This is a genomic window from Curtobacterium sp. MCBA15_013, from assembly GCF_001865095.1.
In the GTDB taxonomy this organism is placed as follows: domain Bacteria; phylum Actinomycetota; class Actinomycetes; order Actinomycetales; family Microbacteriaceae; genus Curtobacterium.
Map to the genome: position 1 here is coordinate 98121 of NZ_MJGQ01000001.1, position 19899 is coordinate 118019.

Genomic DNA, 19899 nt, shown 5'->3' on the forward strand with positions numbered 1-19899 from the left:
ATGCCCGTCCGAGCTCGATCCGACAAGACTACGCGTGTCCGGTCAGTGCTCGTGACGCGGTTCGCCCTGGGCGTCGCGCACCACGGGGGCGCCCGACTGCTCCCACGCGACCATGCCGCCGACGAGGTTCACCGCGGGGACCCCGGACTGCTCGAGCGCCGCCACGACCCGCGCGGAGCGTCCGCCCGAGTGGCAGACGATGATCGCGGGCTCGTCGCCGCCGTCGATCTCCTTCCACCGGGCGACCAACTGGGACATCGGCACGAGGGTCGCCTCGGGAGCGTGGACCTCGTCCCACTCCCCCTGCTCGCGCACGTCGAACAGGCGCGCGCCGGCGTCGATCCGCCGACGGGCCTCGGCGACGTCGATGTCGACGATCTCCGCCGGCATCAGACGCCCGCCGTCGCGTCGACCTCGCGCTGACGCTTGGCGGCAGCGGCCTGCTTCTTGGCGTCGGCCTGCTTGATCTTCGGCTCGTTCTCACGCAGGTGCGCGTACATCGGCGACGCGATGAAGATCGTCGAGTAGGTGCCGACGATGATGCCGATGAACAGCGCGAGCGAGATGTCGCGGAGCGTTCCGGCGCCGAGGATGTACGACCCGATGAAGAGGATCGCGCCGACCGGCAGCAGAGCGACGACCGAGGTGTTGATCGACCGCACGAGCGTCTGGTTGACCGCGAGGTTCACCGACTGCACGAAGGTGCGGTGGGACTCCTGGCTCGTGTTCTCGCGGACCTTGTCGAACACCACGACGGTGTCGTACAGCGAGTAGCCGAGGATGGTCAGGAAGCCGATCACCGCCGCGGGCGTGACCTCGAGCCCGACGATGCCGTACACGCCCGCCGTGATGAGGAGGTCGTGGAGGAGCGCCACCATCGCGGACACCGACATCTTCCACGTGCGGAAGTACAGCGCCATGAACACCGCCGCGAGGGCGAGGAAGATCACGAGGCCACGGATCGCCTGGTTGAGCACGTCGGCACCCCAGGTCGCACCGATGAAGGTCGCGGCGACCTGGCTGTCCGGGACGTCGTAGGCCTTCGCCAGGGCGTCCTGGACCTCGGAGGTCTCACGGTCGGTGAGCTGGCCGGTCTGCACGCGGATGCCGTGCGTCCCGAGCTGCGAGACACGCGGGACGCCGTCGGGGACGATCGACTCGACGGTCTCGGTGGCGAGGTTCTGGTCGAGCGTCTTCACGTCGGAGAGCGTGAACTCGGACCCGCCGGTGAACTCGATGCCGAGCTGGTACCCGCCACGCAGCCACGGGACCGCCAGCGAGACCACGATCGCGATGATCGCGATGACGTACCAGGTCTTGCGTCGGCCGACGATGTCGTACGAGCGCTTCCCCGTGTAGAGGTCGCTGCCGAACTGGCTGAAGCTGGCCATCAGTCGTCCTTCCCGTCCGGCGTCGTGCCGTTCTCGCCGGAGGCCTGCGCGGCCTTCCGCTCTGCGATCGTCTGTCGACGCTGCGCCTCACCGGCGCTGCGCTGACGCCTGCCGTCGACGACCGGCGCGCGGAACTGCGCGCGACCGCGGTAGACGGCACCGAGGGCCGCGGGATCGAGCCCGCTGAACCGGTGTCCCTCGCCGAAGAAGCGGCTGCGGGCGATGAGCTGCATCATCGGGTGCGTGAACATCACGACCACGACGACGTCGATCAGGGTGGTGAGGAGCAGCGTGAACGCGAAGCCCTTCACGTCGCTCACCGCGAGGATGTAGAGCACCACGGCGGCGAGGAAGTTGATCGAGTCGGACGCCAGGATCGTGCGCAGTGCACGCTTCCACCCGGACTCGACGGCACTCTCGAGGCCCCGGCCGTCACGGAGTTCGTCCCTGATGCGCTCGAAGTACACGATGAACGAGTCCGCCGTGATGCCGATCGCGACGATCAGACCCGCCACACCCGCCAACGACAGGCGGTAGTCGACGCGCCAGGACATGATCGCGATCACGAGGTACGTCAGCGCCGCGGCCACACCGAGCGAGAGGACCGTGACGAACGCGAGCGCCCGGTACTGGATGACCGAGTAGATGATGACCAGGATCAGACCGATCAGACCCGCCACGAGGCCACCGACGAGCTGCGCGGTACCGAGCGTCGCGGAGATGTTCTCGTTCGACTGGACCTGGAAGTTGATCGGCAGCGCGCCGTATTTCAACTGGTCGGCGAGGGTCTTCGCGGAGTCGGCCGTGAACGAGCCGGTGATCTGCGCCTTGCCGTTCGTGATGGCCGCGTTCGACGCCGGCGCCGTGATGACGGAGCCGTCGAGGACGATCGCGAACTGGTTCTGCGGCGGCTGCAGCTTCACGAGCCGGCTGGTGACGTCACGGAAGTCGTCCGAGCTCTTGCCCTTGAACGTCAGGTTGACGGCCCACTGGCCGGTCGACGTGCCCTGCGAGTCGGTCGCGAGGCCGGAGGTGGCGTTGCTGATGCCCGAGCCGGACACCTCGACCGGGCCGAGGATGTACTTCGCGGCACCGTCCTGGTCACAGGTGACGAGGGGCTCGTCGTCCGGCGCCGTCGTGACGTCGTCCGGAGCGTTGCAGTTGTAGTTCGTGTACAGGTCCTGCAGCGCCGGCGTGACCCAGTTCAGGTCGCTGCCGTTGGTCGGCTTGGCGCTCGGCGTCGCGGCGAGCGATGCCGGCGGGGAGTACGGCGTCGCGGAGGCCGACGAGGACCCACTGCCGCCCACCGCGGTGTTGGTCGCCGCCTCGGTGTAGAGGACCGGGCGGAACGTGAGCTTCGCCGCCGCCTCGATGCGGTCGATCGTCGCCTTGTCCGGCTTGCCCGGGATGGAGACGACGATGTTGTTCGTCCCCTGGGTGTTGATCTGCGATTCCGAGACGCCAGTCGCGTTGATGCGCTGCCGGATGATGTTCACGGCCTGGTTGAGCTGCTGGCTCGTCACCGAGCCGCCCTCGGTGTTCTGCGCCGCGAGCGTCAGCTGCGTGCCGCCCTGGAGGTCGAGGGCGAGTTCCGGGACCCAGCTGGCCCCTTCGAACCACTTGCCGCTGTCGTCCTTGGTGTTCCCGGCGAGGACCGACGCGGCGGTGTTCAACCCCGCGAGGACCGCCATGAGGATCACCAACCAGGTCAGCGAGCGGATCGCCTTCTTGACGGGTGTCGATCGTGCCACCGGTCGTCTCGTCTTTCTGTCAGGACCGACGGCGGTTGACCGGCGGCAGGTGTCGCCGCCGGGTCGGTGGACCCGGCGGCCGAGGAGTCAGTCTTCGGTCTTGCGCTTCGCGGCGTCGGTGTCGGCGTCCGTGGACTCGACACGCTCGCCGTAGATCGGCTCCCCGTTGAGCTCGGCGACGGGCTTCGGCGCTGCCGGCTCGTCCTCGGGCGTGGCCGTGGTGGTGATGTCCGACGCGGTGTCGTCGACGACACGCGACAGGGTCTGGCGGTGGACGGTGACGACCGTTCCGGGTGCGATCTCGACGTCGGCCGTGACCTTCTCGTCGTCGACCGACAGGAGCGTGCCGTACAGACCGAAGGACAGCATGACCTTCGCGCCCGGCACCATCTTGGTGGCGAGCTCGCCCTGCTGCTTCTTGCGCTTCCGGCTGTTGTAGAACATGAAGGCCGCGAACGCCACGACGATGACGATGAGGATGACTTCTTGACCCATGATGCGTTGCCTTCTCTGGTTGCTCGGTTTCGGGCCGTAGCAGTCTAGGGCACACGTCTGTGCGTGGCATGTCACCGAGACCGCGGACGGGGACGTCAGTCGGCGTCGTCGTCGAACAGCCCGGGCTGTGCGAGGCCGGTCTGCCCGGGTGTCATGTCGAAGTGCCGCCAGGCCTGCGGGGTGGCGATCCGCCCGCGGGGGCTGCGGGTGACGAGGCCGACCCGGACGAGGAACGGTTCGACGACCGACTCGATGGTCTCGGACTCTTCCCCGACGGACACCGCGAGGGTGTTCAGGCCGACGGGACCGCCGTCGAAGCGCGTCAGCATCGTCTCGACCACGGCGCGGTCGAGACGGTCGAGTCCGAGTTCGTCGACGTCGTAGAGGTCGAGGGCGCCCTGCACGGCGGCCATGCCGTCGGTGGTGCGGTGCACGAGGGCGTAGTCGCGGACACGTCGGAGCAGACGGTTCGCGATGCGTGGTGTGCCCCGGGAGCGCCCGGCGATCTCGCGCAGCGCGGACCGGTCGATGTCGAGTTCGAGCAGGTGTGCTGCCCGGATGAGGACCTGCTCGAGCTCGTCCTTCTCGTAGAACTCGAGGTGGGCGGTGAACCCGAAGCGGTCGCGCAGCGGGTTCGGCAGGAGGCCGGCACGGGTGGTGGCGCCGACGAGGGTGAACGGCGCGAGGTCGAGCGGGATGCTCGTGGCGCCGGCCCCCTTGCCGACCATCACGTCGATGCGGAAGTCCTCCATCGCGAGGTAGAGCATCTCCTCTGCCGAGCGGGCCATCCGGTGGATCTCGTCGATGAACAGGACCTCGCCGGGGACGAGGGACGACAGCACCGCGGCGAGGTCACCGGCGTGCTGGATCGCCGGGCCGCTCGACATCCGCAGGGGCCGACCGGACTCGTGCGCGACGATCATCGCGAGGGTCGTCTTGCCGAGTCCGGGAGGGCCGGCCATCAGGATGTGGTCGGGCGTCCGGTCCTGCAGTGCCGCCGCCTTGAGGAGCAGGTCGAGCTGCCCCCGGACCTTCCGCTGCCCGACGAACTCGTCGAGGGACTTCGGGCGGAGGGCCCCCTCGAACGCGAGTTCTTCTTGTGACTCGGCGCCCGCGGCGGTGATCCCGCTCACCGGCCGGCACCGGCGGGGCGGAGCGCGCCGAGGGCGGCGCGGAGCAGTGCCTGGGTGCCCATCGAGGCGACGCCCGGCTCGGACGCGATGGTCTCGTCGACCGCGCGCTGCGCAGCGTCCTCGCGCCAGCCGAGGCCGACGAGGGCGGCGACGACGTCGGTCGCGGCCGGGTGCGCGGTGCCGCCGCGGGCCGCCACGACGGGGGCCTGCTCGAACGCGGCGAGCTTGCCGGAGAGGGCGACGATGATGAGCTTGGCGGTCTTCGGGCCGATGCCGGAGACCTTGCGGAAGGCGCCGTCGTCGTCGTGTGCGACGGCGTTCGCGACCTGGGCCGGGTCCATGTGGGCGAGGACGCCCATCGCCGACTTCGGGCCGACGCCGGACACGCTGCGGAGGAGGTCGAACACCTGGAGCGCGTCGGTGGACTCGAAGCCGAAGAGGAGGTGCTCGTCCTCGCGCACGATCATCGCGGTCCGGACGAAGACCTCGGACCCGTGGCGCATCGTCAGCGCGTGCGCCGGGGTCACCGTGACCGCGTAGCCCACTCCCCCGACCTCGATCACCACGCCGGAGCCGGCGATGTCGATGCAGGTGCCCCGGAGACTCGCGATCATGCCCCGAGCCTACGGCCGGCCGCCGACGATGCCGACGAGCCACGCTGCGAGCGACCCGCGGCCGCGGCCGCGGCGCGTGCCAGCGGCGAGTCGACCGTGCCGCCCTGTGCGTCCCGCCACGCGCGCTGTGCCGGGGTGAGGTTCGTGGCACGCGTGCCGACCGTGTCGGGTGACCCGAGCCTCCAGGCGTGGCACACCGCCAGGGCGAGCGCGTCCGCGGCGTCGGCGGGCTTGGGGGCCTCGTCGAGGCCGAGCACACGCGCGATCATCGTCTGCACCTGGCGCTTGTCCGCGTTGCCGTACCCGGTCACGGCGGCCTTCACCTCGGACGGGGTGTGCAGCCCGACCGGCAGCCCCCGTGCCGCCGCGGCGTGCAGGGCGAGTCCGGCGGCCTGCGCCGTCCCCATGACCGTCCGGACGTTCGCCTGCGCGAACACCCGCTCGACCGCGACGGCGTCGGGACGGTGCTCGTCGATCTCGGCGGCGATGCCGTCGGCGATGCGGAGCAGCCGCTGCTCGAGTGCCATGTCCGCCGGGGTGCGCACGATCGTCACGTGGACGAGCCGGGCGCGGCGGTTCGATGCGACCTCGACGATGCCGACGCCGCACCGCGTGAGCCCGGGGTCGACCCCGAGCACGCGCAGCATCGGGCTAGTCCTCGTCCTCGTCGAGCTCGGCCTGGACGTCCGCGGGGATGTCGAAGTTCGAGTAGACGTTCTGCACGTCGTCGCTGTCCTCGAGCGCGTCGATCAGGCGGAACACCTTGCGCGCCGTGTCGGCGTCGACCGGCACCTTGAGGCCGGGGACGAACTCGGCGTCGGCGGAGTCGTAGTCGATCCCGGCGTCCTGCAGCGCGGTGCGGGCCGCGACGAGGTCGGTCGCCTCGGTGATGACCTCGAAGCCGCCGCCCTGGTCGATGACGTCCTCGACGCCGGCGTCCAGCACCGCCGTCATGACGGTGTCCTCGTCGAGGCCGTCGGTCTTGGTGACGGAGATGACGCCCTTGCGAGAGAAGTTGTAGGCGACGCTGCCCGGGTCGGCCATCGTCCCGCCGTTCCGCGACATCGCGGTGCGGACCTCGGCAGCGGCACGGTTCTTGTTGTCCGTGAGGCACTCGATGAGCATCGCGACGCCGTTCGGGCCGTAGCCCTCGTACATGATCGTCGTGTACTCGATCGTCTCACCGGTCAGGCCGGCACCGCGCTTGATGGCGCGGTCGATGTTGTCGTTGGGGACCGAGGTCTTCTTGGCCTTCTGCACGGCGTCGACGAGGGTCGGGTTGCCGGAGAGGTCGGCGCCGCCCATCTTGGCGGCGACCTCGATGTTCTTGATGAGCTTCGCGAACGACTTGGCACGTCGCTGGTCGATGACGGCCTTCTTGTGCTTGGTCGTTGCCCACTTGGAATGCCCGGACACGGTGCTCCTTGCGTCTTGCGGAAAGTCCCGTCCAGCTTAGCGGCCTGGAGGCACGGTGCGGCCCCGCCTCGCGGGCGGGCCCGTCGACGCACGTACGATGGGCGGAGCACCGGGACGACCAGGGGGAACGCATGACCGATCCGCTGTCCGCACTCGAGGCCGCCGTCCAGGCGCTCCCCGACGACCGGACCCTCCGGGTCCGCTACGCCGAGCTGCTCGCCGACGCCGGCCGGCACGGCGAGGCGATCGAGCAGGCGAGCGTCGTGCTGCGCGAGGCGCCGGAGGACGAGGCGGCGAAGGCGGTCGTCCGGCGCGCGGCCCTCGCGGCAGCGGCGCCGCCGGAGCCGCCGGTCGCGCCGCCGACACCGGCACCGAGCGACCGGCACGAGGACATCGACTGGTCCGAGCTCGAAGCGTCGATCGCGAACCCGACCGAGCCGCCGTTCGTCGAGCGGGTCGTGGCCGAGCACGACGATGAGCTCGTGGCCGAGGCTGCCGAGACCGCCGAGGACGCCGACCCGGTGGCGGAGCTGCGCCGCGAGACCGTCCGGCTCGCCGACGTCGGCGGGCTCGAGGTCGTGAAGCGGCGGATCGACGAGTCGTTCCTGCAGCCGATGGCGCACCCCGAGATCGCGGCCGCGTTCGGCAAGAAGCTCCGCGGCGGCCTGCTGCTGTACGGTCCGCCCGGCTGCGGCAAGACGTTCCTCGCCCGCGCGATCGCCGGCGAGCTCGGGGCGCACTTCATCTCCGTCACGCTCAGCGACGTGCTCGACCGGTTCATCGGCGAGAGCGAGAAGAACATCCACCGGGTGTTCCGCACGGCCCGCGAGCACGCGCCGGCCGTGCTGTTCTTCGACGAGATGGACGCGATCGGCGCGAAGCGGAGCGGGAACACGTTCTCGTCGTTCCGGAACGTCGTCAACCAGATCCTCGTCGAGATGGACGGGGTCGACTCGCAGAACGACGGCGTCTACGTCCTCGCGGCCACGAACCACCCGTGGGAGGTCGACGCCGCGCTGAAGCGACCGGGACGCTTCGACCGGATGGTCCTCGTCCGTCCGCCGGACGACGATGCCCGCGAGGCGATCCTCCGTGTCCACCTCCGCCGACGGCCGATCGAGGGCATCGACCTCGGCGACCTCGTCCGTCGCACGAAGGGCTTCTCCGGCGCCGACCTGGAGCACCTCGTGACCACCGCGGCGGAGAAGGCGATGACGGAGTCGATCCGGACCGGGTCGGTGCGGCCGATGCGGATGGACGACATGCGCGCCGCCCTCAAGGAGGTCAAGCCGTCGATCGGCCCCTGGGTGCAGACCGCGCGCAACGTCGCGGAGTACTCCAACGCCAGCGGTGAGTACGACGACATGGTCGAGTGGCTCCGCGAGGAGAAGCAGCTCTGATGGCCGACGCGGTCGACGTCGTGGTCGAGCGCGCCGACGCGCTCCTGGGCTTCAAGCGCCCGGACGACGCGCGGGCCGTGCTCACCGCCGCCGTCGCGAGCACACCGGACGACCCCCGGCTGTGGGCGACGCTCGCACGGGCGGAACGTGCACGCCACGACCACGCCGCCAGTCGCACCGCCGCCGAGCGCGCCCTCGCGCTCGACCCCGACAACGCCACCGCACTGTCCGCCCGGGTGAACGCGATGCTCGACGCGAACGAGCGCCAGGCGGCGAAGGCCGCGGCCGAGGAACTGCGCGAGCGCCGGCCGGACTGGGCGACCGCGCACCTGCTGTGGGCGTTCGCACACACACGCTGGTCGCACGCGAAGCGGTCCGCAGCGGAGGAAGCCGCGTGGCCGACGGCGGACGTCGCCCGGTCCGCGGCAGCCCTCGACCGCGCGCTCGAGCTCGCACCCCACGACGCCCGGCTGTTCGCCGACGCGGCGCAGTGCTACCGCGCCCTCTCGTGGACCGACGGGGCCCTCGCGCCACGGGCTCGCGAGGCCATGGACCGAGCACTCGAGCTCGACCCGAACGACGAGTGGGTGATGCTCGCGGCCGGGTCGGTCCTGCAGCTGTCCGAGCGGGTCGCGCAGTCCGCTCGGGTCCTCGCGCAGCACCCGACGTCGTGGGAGGCCCGCCGGCGTGTGGAGGACGGGCTCTGGAGCCTCGTGTCCGTGCCGGTCGGTGTCGTCGCCTGGTCGCTCGTCGTGACGGTGCTCGGCGCCCACATCGCTGCCGGGGGCGGTGCGAACGCCGTCACGAAGACGCTCGGGTGGACCCTGACCGGCATCGCGGCGCTCTGGGTCTGCTTCGTGGAGGTGCACTCGTTCGCGAAGTTCCCGCGCGGACTGCTCCTCCGGACGATGCGGCGGGTCCCGCTCGTGCCGGTCGTGCTCGGCGTCGCCGCACTCACCTGGGTCGCCGGCGCCGCCGGAGCGGTGCTCCTGCTCGCCGGCATCGTCCCACCAGCCGGTGACGGGTACACCACCATCGTCACCGTGCTCGCCGTCGCGCTGCTGCTGCAGTCCGCTGCGCAGGACGTCACCACGATCGTGCAACGCCGACGTCAGGTACGGTCCGGGCTGTGGGACGGGCTCGTCGCCGACCGCGGACGGCGTCGCAAGGAGGAGAACGACCGCGGTGGTGCGTACATCGCCGGCTTCGCCGCGCTCGTGACCTGGGGCATCGTCGCGCTGGCGGCACCGACCACGGGGACGTGGGCCGTGGCCGCCGTCCCGCTGCTGCTCGCCACACGGGTGTTCGTGCTGCAGAGCGCGGCCGAGATCCTGCGTGCGGTGGGCCGGCCGCGGCGCGCTCGGCTCGTCGTGTACGCCGTGATCGCCCTCGGGTTCGCGGCGTTCGCCGTCCGGGCCGTCGTGGTGCAGGTGCTGGTCGCTACCGGCGTGGCCTGACCCCGTCGAGCCACCGGCTGGTCGGCGTCAGGCGGCGCGGACGAGGTCGAGGAAGCGCCGGTGGAAGCGGTCCTCGCCAGCGACCTCGGGGTGGAACGCACTCGCGATGACGGCGCCCTGCTGGACCGCGACGACCTGCCCGTCGGGGAGCGCGCCGAGGACGTCGACCCCGGGGCCGTATCGCTCCACCACGGGCGCGCGGATGAACACCGCGTGCACCGGGGCCTCGCCGAGGGCCGGCATCGGGATGTCGATCTCGAACGAGTCGTTCTGGCTGCCGAAGGCGTTGCGGCGCACCGTCGTGTCGAGCACGTCGAGCGTCTGCTGCCCGGGGATGCCGGCAGCGATGCGCGAGGAGAGCATGATCATGCCCGCGCAGGTACCGTAGGTCGGCAGCCCGCCACGGATCGCCTCGGACAGCGGCTCGGCCACGCCGAAGGCACGCGCGAGCTTGTCCATGACGCTCGACTCCCCGCCCGGGATGACGACGCCGTCGAGGGCACCGATCTCCTCCGGGCGACGGAGCGGCACCACGTCGGCACCGAGTTCCGTCAGCGACGCGATGTGCTCACGGAAGTCGCCCTGCAGCGCGAGGACCCCGATGCGGGGCCGGGCGCTCACCAGCCGCGCTCGGCGAGACGGTGCGGTGCGGGGACGTCGGCGACGTTGATGCCGACCATCGCCTCGCCCAGACCGCGGGAGACCTCGGCGATGACCTTGGGGTCGTCGTGGAAGGTCGTCGCCTTGACGATCGCGGCGGCACGCTTGGCCGGGTCGCCGGACTTGAAGATGCCGGAGCCGACGAACACGCCGTCCGCGCCGAGCTGCATCATCATCGCGGCGTCGGCCGGGGTCGCGACGCCACCGGCGGTGAAGAGCACCACGGGGAGCTTGCCGGTCTGCGCGACCTCCTTCACGATGTCGAACGGGGCCTGCAGGTCCTTCGCGGCGACGTAGAGTTCGTCTTCCTTGAGGTGGCGCAGCGCCGCGATCTCCTTGTTGATCGTGCGGATGTGCTTGGTGGCCTCGGACACGTCACCTGTGCCGGCCTCGCCCTTGGAGCGGATCATGGCCGCGCCCTCGGTGATGCGACGGAGCGCCTCGCCCAGGTTGGTCGCACCGCAGACGAAGGGGGTGGTGAAGTTCCACTTGTCGATGTGGTTGACGTAGTCGGCCGGCGACAGCACCTCGGACTCGTCGATGTAGTCGACGCCGAGCTCCTGCAGCACCTGCGCCTCGACGAAGTGGCCGATGCGGGCCTTCGCCATGACGGGGATCGACACGCTCGCGATGATCTCCTCGATCATCGAGGGGTCGGACATGCGGGCGACGCCACCCTGCGCGCGGATGTCGGCGGGGACGCGCTCGAGGGCCATGACGGCGGTCGCGCCGGCCTCTTCCGCGATGCGGGCCTGCTCGGCGTCGACGACGTCCATGATCACGCCGCCCTTGAGCATCTCGGCGAGGCCGCGCTTGACGCGGTCCGAGCCGGTGATCGAGGTGCCGGGGGTGCTCGTGGTGCTGCTGCTGTCGCTCATGATGCCGACAGTCTAGTGCTCCGACGGCCACCCTTCGGCGACGAGTCGGCGGGTCTCGCCGAGCAGCTGGGACATCGACTTCGTCCGCGCGATGATCGGGAAGAAGTTCGCGTCCGACTGCCACCGCGGCACGATGTGCTGGTGCAGGTGACCGGCCACACCGGCGCCGGCGACCTCGCCCTGGTTCATCCCGATGTTGAAGCCGTCGCAGTGCGACACGGCACGCAGGACGCGCATCGCCGTCTGGGTGAGCTCGCCGATCTCGCGGAGTTCGTCCGGCGTCGCCTCGTCGTAGAGCGGGACGTGGCGGTACGGGCAGACGAGCAGGTGCCCGTTGTTGTACGGGAACAGGTTGAGCAGGACGTACGCGTGCTCGCCCCGCGCGACGATGAGGCCGTCCTCGTCAGACTTGTGCGGAGCCTCGCAGAACGGGCAGTCGTCGTCGTGGCCGCGGCCCCTGCCCTCGCGCCCGGCGTCGATGTACGCCATCCGGTGCGGGTTCCAGAGGCGCTGGAACGCATCGGGCACCGCGGCGCCGGTCGCGGCGTCACGGATCACGAGCGGGTCGTCCGCCCCGCCGGCGCCGGCCGCACCGGCCGGACCCGACGAGTCGGCAGCGGGCACGGCGGTGGAACCGGCCGCGTCGTCGACGCGACCGGTCCCACCGACGGGATCCGTGCCTCCTGGAGGGGTCATCAGACCTGCGCGCGCTCGCGGATCGCGGTGAGGATGCGCTCGACCGCCTCGTCCACGGGCACACCGTTGTCCTGTCGACCGTCACGGAAGCGGAACGAGACCGCGCCGGCGTCGCGGTCGTCGCCGCCCGCGATGAGCTGGAACGGCACCTTCTGCTTCGTGTGCGTGCGGATCTTCTTCTGCATGCGGTCGTCCGAGTGGTCGACCTCGGCACGGACGCCGTGCGATCGCAGCCTCGCGACGACCTCGTCGAGGTAGTCGCCGTACTCCGCCGCGACCGGGATCGCGACGACCTGGACCGGGGCGAGCCAGGCCGGGAACGCGCCGGCGTAGTGTTCGGTGAGGACGCCGAAGAACCGCTCGATCGAGCCGAACAGCGCGCGGTGGATCATGACGGGGCGCTGCCGCGTGCCGTCCGCCGCCGCGTACTCGAGGCCGAAGCGCTCGGGCAGGTTGAAGTCGAGCTGGACGGTCGACATCTGCCAGGTGCGGCCGATGGCGTCACGGGCCTGCACGGAGATCTTCGGGCCGTAGAAGGCGGCACCGGCGGGGTCCGGCACGAGTTCGAGTCCGGTCTCCTCCGCCACCTCGCGCAGGGTGTTCGTGGCGACGTCCCACACGTCGTCGTCGCCGACGTACTTCTCGGGGTCCTTCGTGGAGAGCTCGAGGTAGAAGTCGTCGAGGCCGTAGTCACGGAGCAGCGACAGCACGAACTGGAGGGTCGTGGTGAGCTCCTCCTTCATCTTCTCCTGCGTGGTGAAGATGTGCGCGTCGTCCTGGGTCAGGCCGCGCACGCGGGTGAGGCCGTGGATGACGCCGGACTTCTCGTTGCGGTAGACCGTGCCGAACTCGAACATCCGCAGGGGCAGGTCGCGGTAGGACCGGGCCTGCGAGCGGTACGCCAGGATGTGCATCGGACAGTTCATCGGCTTGAGGTAGTAGTCGGCGCCCTGGCGGGTGATGTTGCCGTCTTCGTCGCGCGCCTCGTCCATGTGCATGGCCGGGAACATGCCGTCCTTGTACCAGCCGAGGTGCCCGGAGGTCTCGAACAGGTCGCCCTTGGTGATGTGGGGCGTGTAGACGAACGAGTAGCCCTCTTGCTCGTGCCGACGGCGCGAGTAGTCCTCCATCTCGCGGCGGATGATGCCGCCCTTCGGGTGGAAGATCGCCAGGCCGGACCCGATCTCGTCGGGGAAGGAGAACAGGTCGAGCTCGGCGCCGAGCTTGCGGTGGTCGCGCTTCGCAGCCTCTTCCAGCCGGAGCAGGTAGGCCTTGAGCTGGTCCTTGTCGGGCCAGGCCGTGCCGTACACGCGCTGGAGCTGCGGGTTCTTCTCCGAGCCGCGCCAGTACGCCGCGGCGACGCGCATGAGCTTCGACGCGTTGCCGATGATGCGGGTGTGCGGCAGGTGCGGGCCGCGGCAGAGGTCCTGCCAGACGACCTCGCCCGTCTTCGGGTCGACGTTCTCGTAGACCGTCAGCTCGCCGGCACCGACCTCGACGCTCTCGCCCGAGTCGCCGGCGTCCGCGGCACCCTTGAGGCCGATGAGCTCCTGCTTGTAGGGCTCCCCCGCCATGCGCTCGCGGGCTTCCTCGTCGGTGACGACGACGCGGCGGAAGCGCTGGGCCTGCCGGATGATCCGGTCCATGTTCTTCTCGATCGCCTTGAGGTCTTCGGGGGTGAAGGGCTCGGCGACGTCGAAGTCGTAGTAGTAGCCGTCGGTGACGGGCGGGCCGATGCCGAGCTTGGCGTCGGGGTTGATCTGCTGCACCGCCTGCGCGAGCACGTGCGCGGCCGAGTGGCGCAGGATGTCGAGGCCGTCCTGCTCGTCGAGGGTGACCGGCTCGACGAGGTCACCGGCGTCGACCGAGGCGGCGAGGTCCTTGAGCACACCCGCGACACGGATCGCCACGACGCCGCGGACGCCGTCGAACAGCTCGGTGCCCGTCGTGGTCGTCGTCGCGGTGCGGGGCTCGGGTGCCTGGGGCACGGCTGCGGGCTCGGCGTTGTCCGGCGACGCGCCTTCCGGCGCTGCGGCGACTGACTCGGTCACGATGATGGGACTCCTCGGTTGGATGGTGGATCAAGACTAGTGCGCGGGGCGCCCGCCGAGGCTCACGCGGGGACGGCGCCGAGGGTCTGCACGGGCAGGCGCGGTTCGAGGCGCTCGCGACCCGACAGGCCGTCGAGTTCGAGCAGCGCGGCGAAGCCGATCGCCTCGTAGCCGGCGCGCTCGAGCAGGGTCACGGTCGCGGCCGCGGTGCCCCCGGTCGCGAGGACGTCGTCGACCACGAGCACGCGCGTGCCCGCGGGCAGCTGCCCGGGGCGGAGCTCGAGCTCGGCCTCGCCGTACTCGAGCGCGTACTGCTCGCTGAGGACCTCGCCGGGGAGCTTGCCCGCCTTGCGGACGGTGAGGACGCCGACCTGGTGCTGCGCGGCGATCCCGCCGGCCAGCGCGAAGCCGCGGGCCTCGATGCCGGCGACGGCGGCGAAGCCCTCGCCGATCGCGAAGGGTGCTGCGAGTGCCTCGCACACGCGGCCGAACGCGACGGCGTCGGAGAACACCGGCGTGACGTCGCGGAACAGGATCCCCGGCGACGGGAAGTCCGGGACGATGGCGGTGAGGCGTTCGACGAGTGCAGCTGCGGTTTCGGTCACCCGACAACGGTACGGGAGGCGCGGGGTGCGCCCGACCCGCCCCGCACCGTGCGCGGTGGGGCGCGCGGGGCGCGGGGGCGCGGTTCGCGTGACAGTGTGCGAGGTCCCGCGCTCCGTGCGGGGCCAGGGGCCGGGCACGGAGAGCGGAACCTCGCACACTGCGGCAGACGCGGGGCGGCGCGCGCCGCCGCGCCGCGCGGCTCAGCGCCAGCGGTTGAGCATGCCGACCTGCGTGAGCCACGCGACCTCGCGGGCGGCGCGGTCCTGTTCGAGGCGCCGGCGCGTCTCGAGGTCGACCGACGGACGCACGTGGTGCGTCCGACGACTCCAGATGATCAGGGACATCCCGATGCGGAGTGCGATGCGGTCGGAGAGCGAGACCCGACGGCGCACCGCACGGGTATCGGGGGGACGGTTGACGGTCTTCGTTGACAAGGTGGTGCCTTTCAGGCGTGACGACGACTGCCAGGGCATGGCAGTACTGCCCGGAACGCGGGCAAGGGAGATGAATGCGCGAGAATGCATTCCGCGCCCCGTCGAAGAATGCACGACGGGTGCGGTCAGGAATTGCTGCCGATGGAAGGAGCGTCGCACCGGCCACCGACATTCACGACCGGTTTCGGGCACACGCCGAGTGCGTCACCACGAGGGCGACGGGCGAGTGCGACCGAGGGTCGGAACGGCACCGGACGGCGAGGATGACCTCAGCGCGGACGGGCCGGTCGGAGATGCGACTGGTGTGGGACGCCCCGTGTCAGCGGACCCGGATCGGGGTGCCGCCGGACGTACGGATTCCACGGAACGGAGTCGTTTCGGTGAACATCATGGTCAGGCCCCCTCTCGGTCTCGTGCTGACGCGGTGATTGCTGCTCGTGAACACTATCCACACCGGTATTCCCCGCGCAACCCTTTTCTCGAGATTCGTCCGGAATTGCATTCCCGAACAGTTCGGAGACGCCGGACACGCAGAACGCCCCGGTCCCACGAGGGGTACCGGGGCGTTCGATGCGGACGAGGTGCCTAGACCGCGGCGGGGACCGCGACCGTGGCGTCGAGCGCGCCGTCGACCACGTCGACCCGGACGGTGTCGCCCGCGGCCACGGCCTCGTCGACCACGAGGCTCGCGATGCGGTCGTCGACCTCGCGCTGGATCAGCCGACGGAGCGGGCGGGCGCCGTACTCCGGCTCGTAGCCGTGCTCGGCGAGCCACCCGACCGCGGCGTCCGTCACCGTCAGGGTCATCCCCTGGGCGACGAGGCGCAGCGCGGTGTCCTCGAGCAGGAGCGACACGATCGACTCGATCTGCGAGCGGTCGAGCTTGCGGAACAGCACGATCTCGTCGATGCGGTTGATGAACTCCGGCCGCATCGCCTCACGGAGCTTGCCCATGACCCGGGCGCGCAGGTCGTCCTCGGCGAACCCGTCCCCCGCGCCGACCGGCGCGAAGCCGAGTGCACCGGAGCGCGACGCGAGGAACTCCGAGCCGATGTTCGACGTCATGATCACGACGGTGTTCCGGAAGTCCACCGTGCGGCCCTGGCCGTCCGTCAGCCGACCGTCGTCGAGCACCTGCAGCAGCAGGTTGAACACGTCCGGGTGCGCCTTCTCGACCTCGTCGAGCAGGACGACCGAGTACGGGTTCCGACGGACACGCTCGGTCAGCTGCCCGGCCTCGTCGTAGCCGACGTACCCGGGAGGGGCGCCGACCAACCGCGACACGGTGTGCCGCTCGCCGAACTCGCTCATGTCGAAGCGCAGCATCGCCGACTCGTCGCCGAACAGCGACCCGGCCAACGCCTTCGCGAGCTCGGTCTTGCCGACACCGGTCGGACCGAGGAACAGGAAGCTGCCCACCGGACGACGGGGGTCGCCCATGCCGGTCCGGCTGCGCCGCACCGCGGTCGCGATCGCCCGCACGGCGTCGTCCTGGCCGACGACGCGCTCGTGGAGTTCGTCCTCGAGCGCGGCGAGCCGGGAGCGGTCGCCCTGCGTCAGGCGGGTCGCCGGGATCCCGGTGGCACGCGACACGACGGCCGCGATGTCCTCCTCCGTGATCGAGGTGCCCACGGATTCCGGACCGGAGGCGCGACCCGCGTCGGCCGATCGGGCGGCGGTGATCCGCGCCTCCAGTCCGTCGATCTCGTCGCGCAGGCGCGACGCTTCCTCGTAGTGCTCCTCGGCGACGGCCGCGTCCTTCGACGCGGTGAGCGTCGCGACCTGTGCGCGGAGCGCCTCGACGTCGACGTCGCCCGACAGGGCCAGGCGACGACGTGCGCCGGCCTGGTCGATGAGGTCGATGGCCTTGTCCGGCAGGTGCCGGTCGGTGACGTAGCGGTGCGAGAGCTCGACCGAGGCGCGCAGGGCGTCCGGCGTGTAGGTGACGCTGTGGTGCTCCTCGTAGCGCGGGGCGAGTCCGGTCAGGATCGCGACGGCGTCCTCGACGCTCGGCTCCCCCACCGTGACCGGCTGGAAGCGACGCTCGAGTGCGGCGTCCTTCTCGATCCGGCGGTACTCGTTCAACGTGGTCGCGCCGACCATGTGCAGGTCGCCACGGGCCAGCCGGGGCTTGAGGATGTTGCCGGCGTCCATCGAACCGCCCTCGCCGCCACCACCGGTGCCGACGACGGTGTGGAGCTCGTCCACGAACACGATGAGCTCGTCGGCGTGCGCCGCGATCTCGTCCATCGCCTTCGTGAGGCGCTCCTCGAAGTCGCCGCGGTAGCGCGTGCCGGAGAGCATGCCGGCGAGGTCGAGGGCGACCACGCGCTTGCCCTGCAGCAGCACGGGCACGTCGCCGTCGGCGATGCGCTGGGCGAGTCCCTCGACGATGGCGGTCTTGCCGACGCCGGGCTCGCCGATGAGGACGGGGTTGTTCTTGGTGCGACGGAGCAGGATCTCGACGGTCTGCTCGATCTCGTCGGCGCGGCCGATCACCGGGTCGATGCGGCCGTCGCGGGCCCGCTCGGTGAGGTCGGTGCCGAACTGGTCGAGCGTCGGGGTGTCGCTCTCGGTGTCGGTGGTCTGGTCGGTGCTCGTGGGCATCGTGCGCCCCTCCCTGGCGGCCGCCGCGGCCTGCGCGGCGTAGTCCTGCATCACCTGCGGGGTGACGCCGGCACTGGCGAGCAGCTGCCCGGTGACGGTGTCCTGGTCCATGACGAGCGCGAAGAAGACGTGCTCGGGATCGGTGTAGGTGCTGCCGAACCCGCGGGCGGCCTGGGTGGCCTCGAGCAGGATCCGCTGCGCGGTCCCGGTCAGGGCCGGGCGACCGTCGGGCTGCTGGCGGGGTTCGCGCGCCATCGGCAGGCGCTGCTCGACCTCGTCCGCGAACTGCTCGGGGTCGACCCCGGCGTGCCGGAGGACCGCGGTGAACGGGTCGGTGCGGACGAGCACGTGCAGGACGTGCAGGGCGTCGATCTCGTGCTGGCCCTGCTCGGCCGCGAACTCCGCGGTGCGCTGGAGCAGCTCGTGGGTGCGACGGCTGAGCAGTCGCGTGATGTCGACCGGGCGTCCCAGCGGTACGGATCGCTGGGCGCCGGAGTCCTGTGCCGCGAGCAGGCGGGCGAGGAACTCGTCGAACGAGTCGTTGCCGCCGGTCGGGCCGAACGTTGCTGGCAAAGGGACCTCCTGGGAACTTGAGTGCCTTCGACTCAATGCAACGCAGGAGGGACCGGGTCATTCCCGGTCGTGGAAGAAACTTGCGGCGACCCGGCTCAGGTCCGTGCGATCGGTGCTGCGGTCGCCTCGGTGATGCGCACGAGGTCCGCCGGGGACACCTCGATGTCGAAGCCGCGACGCCCGCCGGACACGAAGATGCTCGCGTAGGACAGCGCCGACTCGTCCACCACGGTCGGCAGCTTCGTCTTCTGCCCGACCGGGCTGATCCCGCCCACCACGTAGCCCGTGCGCTTCTCGGCGAGGGCCGGGTCCGCGAGCGTCGCCTTCTTCCCGCCGACGGCAGCCGCGATCGCCTTGAGGTCGAGCCGGTTCGCCACCGGGACGATCGCCACGGCCAGGGCACCGTCGACCGACACCACGAGGGTCTTGAACACCTGCTCCTCGCGGAGCCCGAGGGCGGCCGCGGCCTCCTCGCCGAAGTTCGTGGCGGTCTCGTGGTGCTCGTACACGTGCGGCGTGTACGCGACCCCTGCCCGCTCGAGGGCGGCGGTCGCTGGGGTGCTCGGCGAACCTGCGGTCATGGGCACGATCCTGCCGTGACCAGCCACTTCCCCCACGACGGCGCGCGGGCGTTACCCTGAACGGACCATGACCGCCGTCGAACTCCTGCTGCGCGCCACCGCCGCGCTGGTGCTCGGCGACCCGTCGGTCGGTGCCGTCCCGCTGCTCGCGGTCGCCGCGCTCGGACTCACGGCCGTGGCGGTCGCGGTGCTGGTCGCCGGCGTCCTCGCGATCGTCCTCGGCCTGGTGCCGGTCCGGTCGGCGTCGTCGCGCGCCCCGGCCGACCTCGTGACGCGGATCGCGTGGAGCCACCCCGACGCCGACGGGCACGCCCGACCCCGGGCACCGGGAGCCGTCGCCTGAGGCCCTGACCACCGACCGGTGGACGGGCCGTACACGCGAACCCTCCCACCGAACCGATCGGAACGTCATGGACCTCACCACCCTGCCCCTCGTCGGGCCGCTGCTGCACGGCGGCGCCGACCTCCTCGCCGCCACCAGCGCGGCGCTCTCCCCCGTCGCCGGAGGGCTCGCCGCCGCCGTCGCCGTCGTGCTGCTCACCCTCGTGGTCCGGGCCGTCCTCGTCCCGCTCGCCGTGCTGCAGGTCCGCGCGGAACGGGACCGCCGACGCCTCGCCCCGCAGATCGCCGCGCTCCGGAAGCGCCACGCGCAGGACGCCGAACGGCTGCAGCGTGCGATGCAGGAGCTGTACACGAACGAGAAGGTCTCGCCGCTCGCCGGGTGCCTGCCGGTCCTCGCCCAGGCACCGGTGCTGTCGCTCGTGTACACGCTGTTCACGCACGCCTCGATCGACGGCACGGTGAACACCCTGCTGACGGCCACGCTCGCGGGCGTCCCCCTCGGGCACTCGCTCGTGGTCGTCGTGACCTCGCCGCTCTGGTGGCACGCGTGGGTCGTCGTGCTCCTGCTCGCCCTCGTGGTCGAGCTCACCCGGCGGGCGAACCTGCGGTGGAACCCGGCGGCGGTGCCGGACGCCGCGGTGCCGGGAGCGGGTGCGACGGCGGCGATCGGCCGGTGGGCACCCTTCGTCACGGTGGTGTTCGCCGCGATCGCGCCCCTGGCCGCCGCACTCTACGTCGTCACGAGTGCGGCGTGGACGCTCGGGGAGCGTGCGGTGCTGCGACGCGTGCTCGCCTGACGTCGCGGTCGGGCGGC

20 protein-coding genes are annotated in these 19899 nt (G+C 71.1%); 4 read left to right on the top strand and 16 right to left on the bottom strand.

Features of this window, described 5'->3' with window-relative positions:
- Positions 1-42: 42 nt before the first annotated feature.
- The 8 genes from BIV01_RS00455 to BIV01_RS00490 form a co-directional block, all read right to left on the bottom strand.
- Positions 43-390: a rhodanese-like domain-containing protein gene (locus tag BIV01_RS00455; RefSeq protein ID WP_071301583.1), complete on the bottom strand. Its 348-nt coding sequence runs from the start codon at positions 388-390 to the stop codon at positions 43-45.
- On the bottom strand, positions 390-1391 hold the full coding sequence (gene secF, locus BIV01_RS00460; RefSeq protein ID WP_070418977.1) for a protein translocase subunit SecF: 1002 nt from the start codon (positions 1389-1391) through the stop codon (positions 390-392). The genes BIV01_RS00455 and secF overlap by 1 nt, the downstream gene beginning before the upstream one ends.
- A complete protein-coding gene (secD, locus tag BIV01_RS00465; RefSeq protein WP_071294679.1) occupies positions 1391-3142 on the bottom strand; it encodes a protein translocase subunit SecD in 1752 nt (583 codons plus the stop codon). The genes secF and secD overlap by 1 nt, the downstream gene beginning before the upstream one ends.
- A gap of 87 nt (positions 3143-3229) precedes the next feature.
- Positions 3230-3637: a preprotein translocase subunit YajC gene (locus BIV01_RS00470; RefSeq protein ID WP_070418975.1), complete on the bottom strand. Its 408-nt coding sequence runs from the start codon at positions 3635-3637 to the stop codon at positions 3230-3232.
- 95 nt (positions 3638-3732) lie between these two features.
- The gene (gene ruvB / locus BIV01_RS00475) at positions 3733-4770 is read right to left on the bottom strand and encodes a Holliday junction branch migration DNA helicase RuvB (protein WP_071294678.1); all 1038 of its coding nucleotides are present in this window, start codon (positions 4768-4770) and stop codon (positions 3733-3735) included.
- Positions 4767-5384: a Holliday junction branch migration protein RuvA gene (gene ruvA / locus BIV01_RS00480; RefSeq protein WP_071301584.1), complete on the bottom strand. Its 618-nt coding sequence runs from the start codon at positions 5382-5384 to the stop codon at positions 4767-4769. The genes ruvB and ruvA overlap by 4 nt, the downstream gene beginning before the upstream one ends.
- Positions 5381-6028, bottom strand: a complete 648-nt coding sequence (ruvC, locus tag BIV01_RS00485; protein WP_175473605.1) for a crossover junction endodeoxyribonuclease RuvC — start codon at positions 6026-6028, stop codon at positions 5381-5383. Before ruvC ends, ruvA begins: the two co-directional genes overlap by 4 nt.
- 7 nt (positions 6029-6035) lie before the next feature.
- Positions 6036-6800 (bottom strand): YebC/PmpR family DNA-binding transcriptional regulator, encoded by a 765-nt coding sequence (locus BIV01_RS00490; RefSeq protein ID WP_070418971.1) that lies wholly within the window; start codon positions 6798-6800, stop codon positions 6036-6038.
- A 131-nt stretch (positions 6801-6931) separates the two neighbouring features.
- On the opposite strand from BIV01_RS00490, the gene BIV01_RS00495 reads away from it, so the two are divergent.
- Both BIV01_RS00495 and BIV01_RS00500 read left to right on the top strand, forming a co-directional pair.
- The gene (locus BIV01_RS00495) at positions 6932-8200 is read left to right on the top strand and encodes an AAA family ATPase (protein ID WP_071301586.1); all 1269 of its coding nucleotides are present in this window, start codon (positions 6932-6934) and stop codon (positions 8198-8200) included.
- Complete coding sequence (locus BIV01_RS00500) at positions 8200-9657, top strand: tetratricopeptide repeat protein (RefSeq protein ID WP_071301587.1); 1458 nt, start codon at positions 8200-8202, stop codon at positions 9655-9657. Before BIV01_RS00495 ends, BIV01_RS00500 begins: the two co-directional genes overlap by 1 nt.
- A 27-nt stretch (positions 9658-9684) precedes the next feature.
- On the opposite strand, the gene pdxT is transcribed toward BIV01_RS00500, so the two are convergent.
- From pdxT to ybaK, 8 genes are all read right to left on the bottom strand, one after another.
- The gene (gene pdxT, locus BIV01_RS00505) at positions 9685-10281 is read right to left on the bottom strand and encodes a pyridoxal 5'-phosphate synthase glutaminase subunit PdxT (protein WP_071301588.1); all 597 of its coding nucleotides are present in this window, start codon (positions 10279-10281) and stop codon (positions 9685-9687) included.
- On the bottom strand, positions 10275-11195 hold the full coding sequence (gene pdxS, locus BIV01_RS00510; protein WP_070418967.1) for a pyridoxal 5'-phosphate synthase lyase subunit PdxS: 921 nt from the start codon (positions 11193-11195) through the stop codon (positions 10275-10277). Before pdxS ends, pdxT begins: the two co-directional genes overlap by 7 nt.
- Before the next feature lie 12 nt (positions 11196-11207).
- Positions 11208-11891, bottom strand: coding sequence for an HIT family protein (locus BIV01_RS00515; RefSeq protein ID WP_083413678.1), 684 nt, complete (start codon positions 11889-11891; stop codon positions 11208-11210).
- The gene (gene thrS, locus BIV01_RS00520) at positions 11891-13942 is read right to left on the bottom strand and encodes a threonine--tRNA ligase (protein ID WP_441294365.1); all 2052 of its coding nucleotides are present in this window, start codon (positions 13940-13942) and stop codon (positions 11891-11893) included. Before thrS ends, BIV01_RS00515 begins: the two co-directional genes overlap by 1 nt.
- 62 nt (positions 13943-14004) lie before the next feature.
- Positions 14005-14547 carry an adenine phosphoribosyltransferase gene (locus tag BIV01_RS00525; protein ID WP_070418966.1) on the bottom strand — a complete coding sequence of 181 codons (543 nt, stop codon included), beginning with the start codon at positions 14545-14547 and terminating at the stop codon, positions 14005-14007.
- Positions 14548-14748: 201 nt separating this feature from the next.
- Complete coding sequence (locus BIV01_RS00530) at positions 14749-14982, bottom strand: hypothetical protein (RefSeq protein WP_139199152.1); 234 nt, start codon at positions 14980-14982, stop codon at positions 14749-14751.
- 585 nt (positions 14983-15567) lie between these two features.
- The gene (locus BIV01_RS00535; RefSeq protein WP_071301590.1) at positions 15568-18162 is read right to left on the bottom strand and encodes an ATP-dependent Clp protease ATP-binding subunit; all 2595 of its coding nucleotides are present in this window, start codon (positions 18160-18162) and stop codon (positions 15568-15570) included.
- A 95-nt stretch (positions 18163-18257) separates the two neighbouring features.
- Positions 18258-18743, bottom strand: coding sequence for a Cys-tRNA(Pro) deacylase (ybaK, locus tag BIV01_RS00540; protein ID WP_070418963.1), 486 nt, complete (start codon positions 18741-18743; stop codon positions 18258-18260).
- 67 nt (positions 18744-18810) lie between these two features.
- Between ybaK and BIV01_RS00545 the strand changes: the two genes are divergently transcribed.
- Together BIV01_RS00545 and BIV01_RS00550 are read left to right on the top strand one after the other, a co-directional pair.
- The gene (locus tag BIV01_RS00545) at positions 18811-19086 is read left to right on the top strand and encodes a hypothetical protein (protein WP_071301591.1); all 276 of its coding nucleotides are present in this window, start codon (positions 18811-18813) and stop codon (positions 19084-19086) included.
- Positions 19087-19153: 67 nt separating this feature from the next.
- Positions 19154-19882 (top strand): YidC/Oxa1 family membrane protein insertase, encoded by a 729-nt coding sequence (locus tag BIV01_RS00550; RefSeq protein ID WP_071301592.1) that lies wholly within the window; start codon positions 19154-19156, stop codon positions 19880-19882.
- Positions 19883-19899 lie beyond the last annotated feature (17 nt).

Bases quoted from the DNA above. Each gene is read 5' to 3' on its own strand.
- BIV01_RS00545 (WP_071301591.1), top strand. From the start codon at position 18,811: ATGACCGCCGTCGAACTCCTGCTGCGCGCCACCGCCGCGCTGGTGCTC.
- BIV01_RS00550 (WP_071301592.1), top strand. From the start codon at position 19,154: ATGGACCTCACCACCCTGCCCCTCGTCGGGCCGCTGCTGCACGGCGGC.
- ruvA (WP_071301584.1), bottom strand. From the start codon at position 5,384: ATGATCGCGAGTCTCCGGGGCACCTGCATCGACATCGCCGGCTCCGGC.
- BIV01_RS00455 (WP_071301583.1), bottom strand. From the start codon at position 390: ATGCCGGCGGAGATCGTCGACATCGACGTCGCCGAGGCCCGTCGGCGG.
- BIV01_RS00495 (WP_071301586.1), top strand. From the start codon at position 6,932: ATGACCGATCCGCTGTCCGCACTCGAGGCCGCCGTCCAGGCGCTCCCC.
- BIV01_RS00515 (WP_083413678.1), bottom strand. From the start codon at position 11,891: ATGACCCCTCCAGGAGGCACGGATCCCGTCGGTGGGACCGGTCGCGTC.
- secF (WP_070418977.1), bottom strand. From the start codon at position 1,391: ATGGCCAGCTTCAGCCAGTTCGGCAGCGACCTCTACACGGGGAAGCGC.
- BIV01_RS00500 (WP_071301587.1), top strand. From the start codon at position 8,200: ATGGCCGACGCGGTCGACGTCGTGGTCGAGCGCGCCGACGCGCTCCTG.
- ybaK (WP_070418963.1), bottom strand. From the start codon at position 18,743: ATGACCGCAGGTTCGCCGAGCACCCCAGCGACCGCCGCCCTCGAGCGG.
- BIV01_RS00470 (WP_070418975.1), bottom strand. From the start codon at position 3,637: ATGGGTCAAGAAGTCATCCTCATCGTCATCGTCGTGGCGTTCGCGGCC.
- pdxS (WP_070418967.1), bottom strand. From the start codon at position 11,195: ATGAGCGACAGCAGCAGCACCACGAGCACCCCCGGCACCTCGATCACC.